The 14,019-nt window shown below is 67.4% G+C and carries 13 protein-coding genes and 1 riboswitch; of the genes, 2 read left to right on the forward strand and 11 right to left on the reverse strand.

What is annotated here, in order from left to right:
* Positions 1 to 33: 33 nt before the first annotated feature.
* Positions 34 to 130, reverse strand: a riboswitch (glycine riboswitch).
* A 75-nt stretch (positions 131 to 205) separates the two neighbouring features.
* The 6 genes from ACH438_RS12855 to ACH438_RS12880 all read right to left on the reverse strand — a co-directional run bounded on the left by ACH438_RS12855 (position 206) and on the right by ACH438_RS12880 (position 4,092).
* Entirely contained in the window at positions 206 to 772 is a 567-nt protein-coding gene (locus ACH438_RS12855; protein WP_397004454.1) for a MerR family transcriptional regulator, read from the reverse strand.
* Between the two features lie 196 nt (positions 773 to 968).
* Positions 969 to 1,442 (reverse strand): bifunctional nuclease family protein, encoded by a 474-nt coding sequence (locus tag ACH438_RS12860; RefSeq protein WP_397004456.1) that lies wholly within the window; start codon positions 1,440 to 1,442, stop codon positions 969 to 971.
* An 80-nt stretch (positions 1,443 to 1,522) separates the two neighbouring features.
* Positions 1,523 to 2,338: a MerR family transcriptional regulator gene (locus ACH438_RS12865; protein WP_397004458.1), complete on the reverse strand. Its 816-nt coding sequence runs from the start codon at positions 2,336 to 2,338 to the stop codon at positions 1,523 to 1,525.
* 11 nt (positions 2,339 to 2,349) lie between these two features.
* Positions 2,350 to 2,826 carry a glycogen accumulation regulator GarA gene (garA, locus tag ACH438_RS12870; RefSeq protein ID WP_397004460.1) on the reverse strand — a complete coding sequence of 159 codons (477 nt, stop codon included), beginning with the start codon at positions 2,824 to 2,826 and terminating at the stop codon, positions 2,350 to 2,352.
* Between the two features lie 185 nt (positions 2,827 to 3,011).
* A complete protein-coding gene (gcvH, locus tag ACH438_RS12875; RefSeq protein WP_397004462.1) occupies positions 3,012 to 3,410 on the reverse strand; it encodes a glycine cleavage system protein GcvH in 399 nt (132 codons plus the stop codon).
* A 70-nt stretch (positions 3,411 to 3,480) separates the two neighbouring features.
* On the reverse strand, positions 3,481 to 4,092 hold the full coding sequence (locus ACH438_RS12880) for a CDP-alcohol phosphatidyltransferase family protein (RefSeq protein WP_397004464.1): 612 nt from the start codon (positions 4,090 to 4,092) through the stop codon (positions 3,481 to 3,483).
* A 158-nt stretch (positions 4,093 to 4,250) separates the two neighbouring features.
* Between ACH438_RS12880 and ACH438_RS12885 the strand changes: the two genes are divergently transcribed.
* Positions 4,251 to 6,029: a GMC oxidoreductase gene (locus ACH438_RS12885; protein ID WP_397004466.1), complete on the forward strand. Its 1,779-nt coding sequence runs from the start codon at positions 4,251 to 4,253 to the stop codon at positions 6,027 to 6,029.
* Between the two features lie 223 nt (positions 6,030 to 6,252).
* A complete protein-coding gene (locus tag ACH438_RS12890; protein WP_397004468.1) occupies positions 6,253 to 7,155 on the forward strand; it encodes a nuclease-related domain-containing protein in 903 nt (300 codons plus the stop codon).
* On the opposite strand, the gene ACH438_RS12895 is transcribed toward ACH438_RS12890, so the two are convergent.
* From ACH438_RS12895 to ACH438_RS12915, 5 genes are all read right to left on the reverse strand, one after another.
* Complete coding sequence (locus ACH438_RS12895; protein WP_397004470.1) at positions 7,121 to 7,762, reverse strand: phosphatase PAP2 family protein; 642 nt, start codon at positions 7,760 to 7,762, stop codon at positions 7,121 to 7,123. The genes ACH438_RS12890 and ACH438_RS12895 overlap by 35 nt on opposite strands.
* Before the next feature lie 44 nt (positions 7,763 to 7,806).
* Positions 7,807 to 8,397 carry a cytochrome b gene (locus ACH438_RS12900; protein WP_397004876.1) on the reverse strand — a complete coding sequence of 197 codons (591 nt, stop codon included), beginning with the start codon at positions 8,395 to 8,397 and terminating at the stop codon, positions 7,807 to 7,809.
* Between the two features lie 167 nt (positions 8,398 to 8,564).
* Positions 8,565 to 9,650, reverse strand: coding sequence for a catalase family peroxidase (locus ACH438_RS12905; RefSeq protein ID WP_397004472.1), 1,086 nt, complete (start codon positions 9,648 to 9,650; stop codon positions 8,565 to 8,567).
* A 99-nt stretch (positions 9,651 to 9,749) separates the two neighbouring features.
* A complete protein-coding gene (locus ACH438_RS12910) occupies positions 9,750 to 11,852 on the reverse strand; it encodes an MMPL family transporter (protein WP_397004474.1) in 2,103 nt (700 codons plus the stop codon).
* A gap of 162 nt (positions 11,853 to 12,014) precedes the next feature.
* Positions 12,015 to 13,967 carry an acyl-CoA dehydrogenase gene (locus ACH438_RS12915; protein WP_397004476.1) on the reverse strand — a complete coding sequence of 651 codons (1,953 nt, stop codon included), beginning with the start codon at positions 13,965 to 13,967 and terminating at the stop codon, positions 12,015 to 12,017.
* Positions 13,968 to 14,019: the final 52 nt, after the last annotated feature.

Here is a 14,019-nt window from a genome sequence, read left to right on the forward strand (position 1 = left end):
GTGGCCCGGAGCCACCGCTTTCCAGAGGCGTCGTAACTCCGCACGGTCCCTTGTGCCTGAGAGATTGACGGGGAGGTTTTGCTCCTTCGGCGCCCGGGTTTTCGGCCCAGGACTCTCCCGCACGGCTGCGACGCAACGCCAGTCTAATTCGACCCAGGTTACAGAAATGTTGCCTAGGTCGATTTCACACGAAAACGGCCTCTGGCTAGCCGGTCTTGCTCATCCGCGCCTTGCGGCGGAAGGAGAGTTCGTCCTCGGGACGGTCGGAAGCGGTGCCGCTCTCGGCCCGCTCGGCCGGGAAAGCGGCGATGGCACCGGTCAATTCGCGCATGGCCCCGCCGACGGCGATACCGAAGACGCCCTGTCCGCCCTGCAGTAAATCGACTACCTCCTCGGGTGAGGAGCATTCGTAGACGGTGGCGCCGTCGGAGAAGAGGGTGATGCCGGCCAGGTCCTCGACGCCGCGGCTGCGCAGGTGATCCACGGCGATGCGGATGTTCTGCAGCGAGATGCCGGCGTCGAGCAGCCGCTTGACGATCTTGAGGACCAGGATGTCCTTGAACGAGTAGAGCCGCTGGCTACCGGATCCGGTGGCGGAACGGATGGACGGCACGACCAGCCCGGTGCGGGCCCAGTAATCCAGCTGGCGGTAGGTGATGCCCGCCACTTGGCAGGCGCTGGGCACGCGGTAGCCGACCAGTTCGTCCGGCACCGTGTCGTCGGGGAACAGCCCTGGCTGCACCACATCCTGAGGTTGCGGTTGATCTCCCACTGACTACTCCCTTACTGCGTGCCTATCAGCGCTTGTCATCGACCTGGAGCGTGGCCTAACAGTCGAGGCTACTCTTCGATTGTCGCGGCAGTATCGGCACGTTCAAAGCTTGGCGGAGCGCGTGTTTCTCACCCTAAACCTGAGGTAGAGACACGGTTTTGTCACGCTGGGAGATCATCGCCAGGTCAGGAACTGGTCAGCTGTCCGTCGCCTTGAAGTCGTCGGGAGAAACAGACTCGAGGAACTCTTTGAACTTCTCGACTTCGTCCTCGCGCTCGTCCGGCATGACGAGGCCGGCTTCCTCCAGCACCGGCTCCTCGGCATAGATCGGACAACCCACGCGCAGAGCGATGGCCACCGAATCCGACGGTCGCGCGGAGATCCGCAGGTTGTTCTCGAACACCAGATCCGCGTAGAACGTGCCCTCTTGCAGGTCCACGATCCGGACCTCCTTCAAGGTATGCCCGAGCTCCTTGATGAGGTTCTTGATCAGATCGTGCGTGAGCGGGCGGATCGGCGTCACGCCTTCTTGCTCGAGCACGATCGCCGTCGCCTCCGCCTGCCCGATCCAGATCGGTAGGTATCGGTCACCGGACACCTCACGGAGCAACAGCACGGGCTGGTTCTGTGGTTGCTCGACACGGATGCCGATCACACGCATTTCGCTCATCGCACTGCCTCCCAATACACTCGCCGGCCGTCGAGCCCTGCCTATCGAGTCGGCCGTATCACCGAGTCTAGGCGAAGATTTCAGCCTCCGAGTGAAGCGCGCACAGAGGTCTTCACGAGGCAGGTATGCAAGGTCAGCGACAGTGCCGCCAACTCGCGAACCGTCTCCTCCGCGCGCGCACGGGCATCCGCGTCGCGGCTCTTGGCGATGGGCGCGGCAATCTGCGCGACCATGGCCGCCTCCCGATCCGCGGCCAGCTTGAACGCCCGCAGATGCCTTGCCTCCAAACCGAATTCGCTCAGCGCCTTGGCGGTGCGCGCGAGCGTCACGGCATCGGAGTCGAAGTAGCCGGCCGCGCCCGGCGTGATGAGCCCGGCGCGGATCAATTCGGTCAGGAACTTCTCGTCGATTCCCGCCTGCGACAGCAGGTCCGCCCGCGGAATCCGGATCTCGTGATCGAACCGGAGCTCCTCGGGCGACACCTCACCGGGCACGACACCGAGCCGCCGCGGGCGACTCCCCCCGTTGGGCGCCATGGCATCCCCTGCAGCTATATCTCCCGGAGCGGGCGCCAGCGCGGGGCCGGCGCCCGCCCGGGCGCGGGCTTCCCGCACGCCGAGCGTCGCCGCACCGCTGTCGATCGCTTCGAGTTGTTCCTTGATCACCTTCAGCGGCAGGTACTGATCCCGCTGCGCCGTCAGCACGAAGCGCAACCGCTCGACGTCCGCCACATGAAAGCGGCGGTATCCCGAGGGGGTGCGCTCCGGGCTGATCAGGCCTTCCGACTCCAGGAATCGGATCTTCGAAATAGTGATGTCCGGAAAATCCGGACGCAGGAGATCCAGCACGGAGCCGATCGACATACCTCCGCGCGTCCACTGCGCTGCGCCTGTCATTCCCGTCGGTCCTATAGAGCGCCCGCCGCCGATTCACTCGACGCGGGGCGCGGACCGGTAAGGAACACAAGACGGAACTTGCCGATCTGAACCTCGTCACCGTTCTGCAGTTCCGAGGAGTCCACCGGCTCCCGATTCACGTAGGTGCCGTTCAGGCTGCCCACATCGACGACCTGGAAGGTGTCGTCGTCCTGACGGAACTCCGCGTGGCGACGGCTGACAGTGACGTCGTCGAGAAAGATGTCGCTGTCGGGGTGGCGTCCCGCGGAGGTCGTGGGCTGGTCGAGCAGGAACCGCGAACCGGCGTTCGGGCCACGCTTGACCACCAGCAGGGCCGCGCCCGGAGGCAGGCCCTCGACTCCCTGCACCGGCTGCTCGCCGGTCTGCTCGGTGCGCGACGTGTCGACCTCGTTCAGGAAATCGGCGCGGAACACCGAAGTGGTCTCTGCTGCCGTCTCCTGGTAACCCGGGTCTTTGTTCTCGCTCACCCTTGCTCTCCTCCTCGAACCGAATAATCATGCAAGCAGTTGATGCCTTCAGCGATGCGGCCACCGGCCGCTCCCCGCTTCGGGCAGGTCCGGGAAAAACCCGGGCACCGGCTGCCGGCACATCTGTTGGCATTGACCGTACCCTGCCAGGGCGTACCCGTGCAGGTAGAACTGTGAAGGCTACTTCAGCCTCCGATAACTCCTTGATAACCTGCGGCATCCAGCAACTTGCCGAGTGCGGCATCGAGTGTCGCGGCGTCCTCGACCTCGAGTTCGAAGAGCCAGCCGTCGCCGTAGGGATCGGCGTTGACCGTCTCCGGCTCGGCGTCCAGAAGTTCGTTCACCGCAACAACTTTCCCCGCGAACGGGGCGTAGATGTCGGAAACGCTCTTGGTGGACTCGATTTCTGCGATGCCCTCGCCGGCGGCCGCGTCCGCGTCCGCACCGGGCAGCTGCACGAACACGACGTCACCGAGCTGTGATTGCGCATAGTCGGTGATTCCCACCCGAACCCGGGTCGGTTCGAGTCTGCGCACCCATTCGTGCTCCTCGGTGTAGCGCAGGTCCTCGGGGAGGTCGCTCACAGGCGGTGTCCTTTCAACGGGCCGTTCCTCTCGGGATCATCGTCGATCCGTCTGCCGCACAGCCTATCGGCTACCGATCTTGGTGCGACGCGGCCGGTATCGCTCGGGCGACGGCGATGGCTTTGCCCAGGTAGAGAATGCCGGTCCAGATGTAGGCCGCCGTACCCCAGATCATGAATGCCCAGCCGAAGGCCCGGCTGAAACCTGCGGCGGCCCAGTCCATCTGCCCCGCCAGAATCCACGGCAGGGCGGACATGAGCGCGAAGGTGGCGGCCTTGCCCAGGTAGATGACCTCCGGCGGGGGCAGCCCGCGGCGGCGGTAGACACCCAGGGCGAGGAACAGGATCAGCTCGCGGCCCACCAGGATCGCAACCAGCCACCAGGGCAGGATCCCACGAATCAGGAAGCCGCCCAGGGTCGCGACCAGATACAGCCGATCCACCAGCGGGTCGAGCAGCGCGCCCAGTTTGGACGACTGATCCAGCAGCCGAGCCAGTTTCCCGTCCGCCCAGTCGGTCACGCCGCTGAGGATGAGCAGGGCGAAGGCCCAGCCGTCGGCCTTCTCGGCCAGCAGCAGCCACAGGAGAACCGGGACGCCGATCAGCCGGATCACGCTCAGCACATTGGGCACGGTGAGGATACGGTCGCTGTAGACCGGTTCGGCGTTGCGCTCGGTTGTCACAACCCGGTCTTACCGCAATCACTTCGGCGTCACCATACGGGCACGCCGTTCCGCCGGGGGAGACTGTGAACGATATGGTCGCCGCCATAGAAAGCCGGTGAGAGAATGACAGCCTATTCTTCTCATCGACATGGGTTTCAGCTGCGAGAGGAAAGACCATGCCCGACTTCGACTACGACGTCGTTGTTATCGGCTCCGGCTTCGGGGGAAGCGTCAGCGCGCTGCGCCTGACCGAGAAGGGCTACCGGGTGGCCGTACTCGAATCCGGCCGCCGCTGGAACGCCGAGGACATCCCCAAGACGAACTGGAATGTGCGCAAAGCCATTTGGGCGCCCCGCCTGGGCATGACCGGAACCCAGCGGATCAGCGTGCTCGGCAAGTGCGCGGTCTTCTCCGCCTCCGGCGTGGGCGGCGGCTCGCTGATCTACGGCAATACGCTCTACGAGCCGCTGCCGAACTTCTACACCGACCGGCAGTGGTCGCACATCACCGACTGGCGCAGCGAGCTCGCCCCGTACTACGACCAGGCCCAGCGCATGCTGGGCGTGGCCCAGAACCCGCGCATGACCCCCGCCGACGAGGTAATTCTGTCCGTCGCAGAGGAAATGGGCGTCGCGGATACCTTCCACCCCACCAATGTGGGTGTGTTCTTCAACGAGGATGCCCCGGGTAAAGAGGTGGACGACCCGTACTTCGGCGGCTCGGGCCCGCGCCGCAACGGCTGTATCCACTGCGCGCGCTGCTTCACCGGCTGCCCGCACAATGCCAAGAACACCACCCCCAAGAATTACCTCTACCTGGCCGAACAGGCCGGCGCGCACGTGTTCGACCTGACCACCGCCACCAAGGTCCGGCCCATGACCGGCGGCGGCTACGCGGTCGAGACGCAGCGCTCGGATCGCTGGGTTCGCAAGGGGCGCAAGGTGTTCACCACCGAGCAGGTGGTGTTCGCGGCGGCGGCGCTGGGCACCCAGAAGCTGCTGCACAAGATGAAGGACGACGACGTGCTGCCGTCGCTGTCGCCGCGGCTGGGTGAGCTGACCCGCTCCAACTCCGAGGCCATTCTCAATGTGGTGAGCCGGCAGCGCGACGATTTCGCGCAGGGCATCGCCATCACCTCCTCGATTCATCCCGAGGCCGATACCCATATCGAGGTGTGCCACTACGGCTCCGGCCAGAACGGCCTGTTCCCGCTGTCGGTGCCCATCGTGGACGGCGGCGCCTTCCGGTTCCTGCGGTTCCTGCTGGCAATGCTGCTGCATCCGATCGTGTTCGCGCGCAGCCTGAATGCGCACCGGGCCTCGGACAAGTCGGTGATCCTGCTGGTCATGCAGTCGCTGGACAATTCGCTGACCTCCTACCGCAAGTGGGGGCAGCTGAAGACCAAGCAGGGCACCGGGAAGCCGAATCCGACCTGGATCCCGCTGGCGCACGAGATCGGCCGCCGCTTCGGCAAGAAGGTGGACGGCGACGTGCAGAGCCTGATCATGGACGTCTTCAATATCCCCGCGACCGCCCACTACATCGGCGGCTGCGTCATCGGCGAAGGCCCGGAATCCGGTGTGGTGGATCCGTATCAGCGGGTGTTCGGCTACGAGGGCCTGCACATCGCCGACGGTTCGGCGGTGACCGCGAACCTGGGCGTGAACCCGTCGCTGACCATCACCGCGCAGGCCGAGCGCGCAATGGCGTTCTGGCCCAACCGGAACGAGGCCGATACCCGGCCGCCGCTCGGCGCGCCCTACCGCCGCATCTCCCCCGTCGCGCCCGATCATCCGACCGTGCCGGTGTTTGCCCCGGGTGCGCTGCGGCTGCCGATCTTCCCGATGGACCCCGGATATTCGGCGGCGGACGACCGGTATCCGGCCGCCGACACCTGGCCGACCGACCCGGAACTGCCCGTCCACCGGCACTCCCGGCACTCCCGGGACGCGTGATCGCCGGCGTCGAAAACCCCGCCGATCGAGCAGATCGGCGCACCCGCCTGTAACTTGGATTCTCGTGTGCGCCAACGCGATCGATTCCGCCGCCCGGACCCCTCCAGGAGTCCGGGCGGCGGCGTTCCGCGGGGGCGACACACGGCGGGCGGTAAATCTGTGCCGCCGGGCCAGCGCGTCCGTACCATTCCGGGTATCGATTCGACGGGGAAGGTGAGAGCCGATGCTCGTCCGAGTGCAGAACACCGCCGGCAGCCATGCCGAGAAGGTGCTCATCGATTGGCTGCGCACCTGGAAGGGCAGCTCCGACCCCAAGGGCGTGGCCACCGTCAATTGCAGTCTCTTCCACGGCGATCGGCTCTACCCGTTCGACGCCGTGGTGTGGACGCCGACCAGCTGCGTGGTCATCGAGGCCGAAGAGCTGACCGAGCGCATGGACGGCGAGCTACAGGTGCCGGTCAACGGCCCGTGGCGGATCGGCGATCGGATCATCAACTTCGAGGGGGGCGACAAGCGCACCCCCCTGGATCGGTCCCGCGATCACACCTTCGCGCTGCAGAACTGGCTGGCCGAGCGGGGTCTCGGGCAGCGGGTCATTCACGGCGTGGTGCTGGTGGTGCCGCAGCCCGGATCGAATATCCAGGTGCGGCAGATGTGGACCGATCCCAGCTTCCAGGTACTGCTCGGCGATGATCCGCGGCGCATGCGCGACCACTTCGTGAGCCTGCTGTCCCGCGGCCGGCCGCAATGGTCGGCCAATGACGTGGCCTGGGCGTTCCGCGGTCTCGGCATCCTCCCGTATCTGCCCGCACCGCAGGATCTGCTGAACGAGGGCTTCCTCGGCCCGGTCGACATCACGCTCTGGCACGGCGGCCCGCAGCAGGCGCAGGCCGAGGCCTACGCCGACGAGCAGGCCCGCCTGGAACGCGAGGCCGCCGCGTCGGTCCGCGGCCTGCGCATCCCCGAGCCCTGGTACAGCCCCTGGCGGCTCTACCCGCGCCGCCCCGGCGAGTTCGATTTCGGCCGCGGCGTGCTGCGCGTGATGCTGGCACTGGGCATGGTCGTGGCCGTGTTGTGGATCGCGTGGATGATCATTGCGGGGATCGTGCAGTACGGACCCGGATAAACAGCAGGTACATCGCGGAGACCAGCGCGAAGGCCGCGGCGGTCCCGCCGATCACATCCGTCGGATGGTGGTATCCGAACCCCACCATCCCGATGGTGACCGCGGGCAGCACCACCACCATGATCACGGCCACCGTCACGCGGGTCCGCACCGATTCACTCGCGAGCGCGAAGGCGGTCACCACCGCCACCAGTTGCACGGTGTGCCCGCTCGGGTACGCCAGATAATGGTCGAGCTTGCGCTCCCAGAACGGTTTCAGCAGAAACGAATTCACCGCGACGGCCAGTTCCGGCGCCACCAGCGCGAACCCCGCCTGCCACCATTGCCGCCGATAGGCGAACCACCCGGCCGACACGACCAGCATGGCGATCACGAACGGCGAATCGCTCGGGAAGACCAGCACCCGCAGCACGGTTCGATGCGCGTCGAAGGCCGAATGGATGTGCTGTTCCAGCACCCGATCGAACCCGGTCGACCCCCCACCCGGCGGAAAGAACTGCGGCACAACGACGGTGACCACCACCGCCGCGAGAATCAGCACCGGCAGCACGGCCCGGCGGGCCAGGCCGTCGGTCCGGGCGGGCGCGGGCACGGTCGATCGAGTCACGCCATGAACAATATCCATGCGCGCGGCGCGTACTCAGCGGCGCATCATCCGCGCCGGGCCCACAGCATCCGGCGCACCAATCCGTCCTGCCGGGCCGCCACATGCCACAACACACCGCACATGTGCGCGGTGAACAGTGCCAATAGCAGGTACGCCAGCCAGGCGTGCAGAGTGCGGAGTTGCGCATAGAGCGCGGCGTTCTCGGGCGCGATGGCGGGCAGCACGATCCCGCCCGCGACCCGCACGGGAATCCCGGAGGCGGAGACCAGCGCCCAGCCCACCACGGGCTGGGCGACGAACAGCGCGTAGAGCGCGAACTCGGTGCCCACCGCGACGGCCCGTTCGGCCGGCGGCAGGCCCGCACCCGGTGCAGGCGCCCGCCGCCACAGCCGGTTCACGATCCGGACCACCGCGAGCGCCAGGATGGCCAGGCCGACCGTGCGGTGCAGATTCAACAGCCGCGCATAGTCACCGATGGTTCCGACCAGCGCCGCACCGAGGAAGAGCATGGTGACGATCAGGACGGCCATGAGCCAGTGCAGTATTCGGGCGAGCAGGTCGTACGGCCGGTCAGCCAGATCGCCGGCGCTCTCGGCAGGTGCCGCCGCAATGCCCTCCGCGACAACGCCCTCCATTGCGATGTCCTTCGCGGCAATGTCCTCCACTGCGAGTTTGTTCGCGGCCATATCCTCCATGACAATGCCTTCCGCGGCCGACGACGCCCGGTCGGCTGCGACCGGTGCCACCGAGGGGGTCTGGCTCGCGGCGCCGAGGGGCGCGGCGGTGGTCTCCGAACGCTCGTTCATCCCAGCGCCTCCACTCGGAGCGGTCCGCGGGTAGCGGTTTCCCCGGCGCGCCGGCGATAGGATTCGACGTAGGCGGCCGAACGGGCTTGCAGCACAGGGTCATCGGAGGCCGCTAAGCCGTCGGGCAGGACCAGCGGATCGAAATTCACGTCTCGCACGTTGGCGGCGGTTTCGGTGGTCAAACCGGTGAGCACCACGGTTCCCACCTCGACGGTGCGGCGCGAGCTCGGCCACGCGACGGTCGGGTCGTCGGTGCGGTCCTGACTCCGATCCCCCAGCGTGACGATCAGCTTCCAGCGCAACGGCCCTGGCTTCAGGTCTTTCGACAATCCGGTGAAGAGTTCGTCCAGGCCCTGGCCGGTGCTCGCGGAGTTCGTGGCCTCGGGTTCCAGCCGCCAGCGCACGGGTGTCGTGGTTCCATCGGAAGCGGTGCATTCGAAGGCGTTGAGGCCGTGGAAGGTCGAGTTCGCGAAGCCCGAGGCCGCGGGAGCCTGTCTTATCGTCTGCAGGGCCGCAACGGTTTTCGGGTGCGTATCCAGGTAGCGCCGGATCCGTTTCGCGTCGGGCTTCCCGGTGGCGGGGTCGGGTGCGTAGGCGGCGGTGCGGTCGTAGAAGTCCTGGGGTCCGGTATCGGTGAAGACGGGGATGTTCAGTAGCGCGAGACGCCATTCCGCGCCGCCGGGCAGGTGGATACGCAGGCCCAGGCCGCGGCGCGCGTCGGGGGTGTCGGCGGTGAAGGGATTGCCGCCCGCCAGCGAGAAGCGTCCGGCAAGCGGGTATGTGCCCGCTTCGAAGACCACGGCCTTGCTGAATTCCACGCCGGCGCCATTGCTTTCGAAATGTCCGCTGACGGCCACGCCTTTGGCGTGATTGCGGCGGTAGCCGGGGTAGCGGCCGCTCGCGGCCTGGAGGCCGTCCACCAGCCGGCGCGCGGTGAGGCGTACCGGGCCGAGGCGGTCCTCGGTGAACAGGAAGCCGCCGATACTGACTGCTCCGGCGGCGGCGACCACGGTGGCGCCGAGGAGGCTGCGGCGGTTCAGGGTCGGGGTTCGCGGACGCGACGGGTTCGGTTCCTCGCTCATGTAACTCCTTGTTGCAGAGGCTAACGAGTTACACAGTCGTCCCGGATGACGCCGCCGACAAGCGGAAACAGCGCCCGCGGCGGTCATTTCATACTTTCGTCACTCCCGGAGCGCGGCCTTCTCGAGAAGTGGTTTCGCCCGGCGCGGGGCCCACCAATTGGCCGTACCCATGAGACGCATGAAGGCGGGGACCAGGATCATGCGGACGAGGGTGGCGTCCATGAGGACGGAGACGGCCAGGCCCAGACCGAGCATGCGGTTCATGGTGACGCCGCTGGCGGCGATGCCCGCGAAGACGACCGCCATGAGCAGGGCGGCGGCGGTGATTATGCGGCCGGAGCGGGCGATGCCGAGGGCTACCGCGGTGTCGTTGTCGGCCCGGGTTTTCGCCGAGTGCTCCCATTCTTCGGTGAAGCGGGCGAGGAGGAAGACCTCGTAGTCCATGGAGAGGCCGAAGGCGACACAGAACAAGAGGACGGGCAGGGTGCCGATCGTGTAGCCGGTGGCGTCGGTGCCCAGGCCGCCGAGGTGGCCGTCCTGGAAGATCCACACCATGGCGCCGAAGCCGGCGGAGAGCGAGAGCACATTGAGGACCAGGGCCTTCAACGGGAGCACCACGCTGCCGGTGAGGAGCAGTAGCAGGACGAAGGTGATGACCGCGATCCAGGCGGCGGCCTTCGGAAAGCCCTGGGTGACACCGGAAGCCGCGTCCGCGTTCTGCTGGGCCAGGCCGCCGAACAGCGTGGCGGCCGGAGCGGGGACGGCGTGCAGCGCGTCGAGTTGCCGCACGGCGGCGTCGGAGTAGGGGTCGAGGTGGGTCGAGACCGTGAGCAGCACGGTGCCGGGCCCGGCGGCGGGCGGGCTCACGCCGTCCACGCCCGGAACCTTCGACAGGGCGGCCGCATACGCGCCGACATCGGTGTTCGCGCCGGTGACCAGGATGTCCACGGCGCCGGTGGCATTGTCCGCGAACCGATTCCGCAGCAGATCCCCGACCTGATGGGATTCGGTGGAGGCGGGCAGCACTCGATCATCGGGCAGTCCGAGCTTCAGCCCGAAGATCGGCGACCCCAGCGCGATCAGCAGCGCGAGCACCGGCAGCGCGCACAGCGCGGGGCGGCGCTGAACCGCGCGCGCGATCCGGTAGAGCACCTGTTGTTCCACGGGTCGCGCTTCGCGCAAGGGTTTCCGGTTGATCCGTTCACCGAGCAGCATGAGCAGGGCGGGCACCAGCGTGAGTGCCAGCACGATCGACAGCGCGACCACCGCCAGTCCGGCCAGGGCCAGCGACCGCAGGAAGTTCATGGGCAGGAACAGCATTCCGAGCAGCGCGATGCCGACGGTGATCCCGGAGAAGGCCACCGCCCGCCCGCCGCGGCGCATGGCCACGGTCAGCGCCCCGGTCCGATCCCGCCCGCGCGCGATCTCCTCCCGATACCGCCCGATGATGAGCAGCGAATAGTCGATGGCCAGCGCCAATCCGATCGCCGTGACGATGTTCAGCGCGAACACCGACAGCTGCACCACGAAGGTGAGCAGGTAGAGCACCGTGGTCGCCCCGGCGATGGCGACGACTCCGGTGACGAACGGAATGGCCGCGGCCACCAGGCTTCTGAGGAACCACACCAGCAGCAGGAAGGTCAGCGGCAGCGCGATGGCCTCGGCGATACCGAGATCACGCTGGGTCTGGTCCCCCGTTTCGGCCCACACCATGGCCTGGCCACCTGCGCGCACGGTGACGCCGTCGCGGGTGCCGCGATAGCGATCGGCGAGTTCGCGCGCGCTGGCGGGCGCGTGGTTCTCATCGCCGCGCACGGTGGCAGTAATGAGACCGATGCTGTCGTCGGTGCTGGTCAGCGCGGCGCTCGCGGCCGGATCGGTCCACGGCGACGCCACGGTCGAGATCCGTGGATCGCCCTGCAGCTGCCGGGCGATCTCCCCGCCCCGGGCCACGGCCGCGGGACTCTGTGCGCCGCCCGGGGATTCGACGGTGAGCACCAGCTGGGTGCCGGACACTCCGTAATCGCGTTCGAGAATGTCGGCGGCGCGGGCGGATTCGGAATCGGTGGCCACGAAGCCGCCGTTGGAGAGCCGGGGCGGCGCGTGCACACCGAGCAGTCCGCACAGCACGAAGGCGATACCGGCGAGGACGAGTACGGTCTTCGGTGCCCGGAGCGCGGGGGTGAACAGCTTCGTGATCACGCCGCGCTCCCCTTCGTGTCGATGCACTCCCCCGCCCTGCCGCGGCTGCCCGCACGCGAGCGCGGGCAGCCTCATACTGACGGCATCATAGGGCGGCCGTGGAGATTGTGGTCAACCTCTCAACGATGCACGGCGGCAATAAGGTTCAGTGTGCGACAGGGTTCAGCGCGTGACGCGAGCGTGTTCCTGCTCGGCGAGCGATTTCGGCTCCTCGAGCATGACCGCGTGCAGCATGCGCTCGGGCACGCCCAATCCTTCGATGAGGGTCAGGGCATCCGGCCGCAGCCGGTCCACGAGTTCGTTCACGCCGCGGCGCACGTTCTTGGCGCGTTCGACGGACATGAACCGGTGCATGATGAACCAGGCCTGGTTCTCCTCGATGGTGGTGTAGACGAACAGATCACACACCGTCTCGGCGAGCGCGCGGGCCTCCGGATCCTCGATATCGGCGATGCCGTCGATGAACGCCTCGAGCACGAGCCGTTCGATATGCGCGGTGCCGGCGGTGAGAATGTGGTCCTGCGCGTTGTTGAACGCCTCGAAGGGCCCCGTCTCCTCGGCACGGGCGCGCAGCCGGTGGGCGGCGGTGCGCACCAGATAGTCCTCGCGGTCGGCGAAGAGCTGCAACTGGACCGAGCGCCGCGAGAGGTCGGCCTCGTCGACGGTTTCGTCGCCGCGGTCGCGCAGGCGCTGGATCATCTGCCGCACGCCGGAGCGTTCGCGCACCACATCGCGGGCCATGGTGGCGGCGAAGCGGACCCAGCCCAGCGCGTCGAGATCGCGGACCTCGTCGGAGTAGGCGGTGAGCAGTTCCTTGGCGACCAGCTGGGTGAGCACCAGATTGTCGCCCTCGAAGGTGGTGAACACATCGGTGTCGGCCTTGAGGGTGACCAGCCGGTTCTCGGTGAGATAGCCTGCGCCGCCGCAGGCTTCGCGGCATTCCTGGATGGCGCGGGTGGCGTGGCGGGTCTGCGCGACCTTGAGTCCGGCGGCCCGCTTCTCCAGGGCGCGCTGGGCGCCGGGGTCGACATCCTGTCCGGTCTGCACCAGATGCATGCGCAGCACGAGATCGTTCTGTGCGAAGGCGTACGCGTAGGACCGGGCCACGAGCGGCAGCAGCCGCCGCTGGTGACTGCGGTAGTCCATGAGCACGGTCTCTTCACCGGTATCGGGATCGGCGAACTGCCTGCGCTTTTCGGCATAGCGCACCGCGATGCTCAGGGCTACGCGGGTGCCGGCGGCGGCCGCGCCGCCGACGCTCACCCGGCCGCGCACGAGGGTGCCGAGGGTGGTGAAGAAACGCCGGCTGGGGTTGGCGATCTCGGAGCTGTAGGTGCCGTCGGGTTCCACGTCGGCATACCGGTTGAGCAGGTTCTCCCGCGGAATTCGCACCTGGTCGAACAGGATTCGGCCGTTGTCGACGCCGGGCAGGCCGCCCTTGAGTCCGCAGTCGGAGGTGGTCACGCCGGGCAGGTCGGCGCCCGCCGCATCGCGGATGGGCACCAGGAAACAGTGCACGCCCTGGCTCTCGCCGCCGGTGATGAGCTGCGCGAAAACCGCTGCCATGCGGGCGTGTTCGGCCGCGCCGCCGATGTAGTCCTTGCGGGCGCCGGGAGTCGGGCTGTGCACCACGAATTCCTGGGTGGCGGGATCGTAGGTGGCGGTGGTCTCCAGATTGGCCACGTCACTGCCGTGCCCGGTCTCGGTCATGGCGAAGCAGCCGAGCAGGTCGAGCGGGATGAGTTCCTGGATGTAGGTCTTGTGCCGTTCGGTGCCGAGGTTCTCGACGGCGCCGCCGAAAAGTCCCCACTGCACACCGCATTTCACCCACAGGGACAGATCAGTGTAGGCGAGCATCTCCAGTGCGGTGACGGCCGCGCCGGGTTCGCCGGTGCCGCCGTGGCCGAGTTTGTAACCCTTCTCGGCCCAGCCGAAGGAGGACACCAGGTGCATCTGGTCGAGCACGCGGGCCCTGGCCGCCTGGTAGTCGAGGTAAGGGTCGCCGTAGAGGCGTTCGTCGTCGAGGTGGGTGCGGGCCTGCTCGCGGACGTCCCGCCAGGGGCCGTCCAGGGCCGCACGTAGATTCGCCGCAATCGCTTCGCGTCCGGTCGCCATACTCCGAAACACTACTGCGCCCAACCTGCTCGACCAGGTGATCCGGGCCACC

The sequence above is a fragment of the Nocardia sp. NPDC020380 genome, assembly GCF_044386975.1.
GTDB lineage: Bacteria > Actinomycetota > Actinomycetes > Mycobacteriales > Mycobacteriaceae > Nocardia.

Excerpts from the sequence above, each read along its gene's own strand:
- ACH438_RS12860 (WP_397004456.1), bottom strand. The coding sequence starts at position 1,442 with ATGAGCGAAATGCGTGTGATCGGCATCCGTGTCGAGCAACCACAGAAC.
- ACH438_RS12865 (WP_397004458.1), bottom strand. The coding sequence starts at position 2,338 with ATGACAGGCGCAGCGCAGTGGACGCGCGGAGGTATGTCGATCGGCTCC.
- ACH438_RS12885 (WP_397004466.1), top strand. The coding sequence starts at position 4,251 with ATGCCCGACTTCGACTACGACGTCGTTGTTATCGGCTCCGGCTTCGGG.
- ACH438_RS12890 (WP_397004468.1), top strand. The coding sequence starts at position 6,253 with ATGCTCGTCCGAGTGCAGAACACCGCCGGCAGCCATGCCGAGAAGGTG.
- ACH438_RS12900 (WP_397004876.1), bottom strand. The coding sequence starts at position 8,397 with ATGGAGGGCGTTGTCGCGGAGGGCATTGCGGCGGCACCTGCCGAGAGC.
- ACH438_RS12905 (WP_397004472.1), bottom strand. The coding sequence starts at position 9,650 with ATGAGCGAGGAACCGAACCCGTCGCGTCCGCGAACCCCGACCCTGAAC.
- ACH438_RS12915 (WP_397004476.1), bottom strand. The coding sequence starts at position 13,967 with ATGGCGACCGGACGCGAAGCGATTGCGGCGAATCTACGTGCGGCCCTG.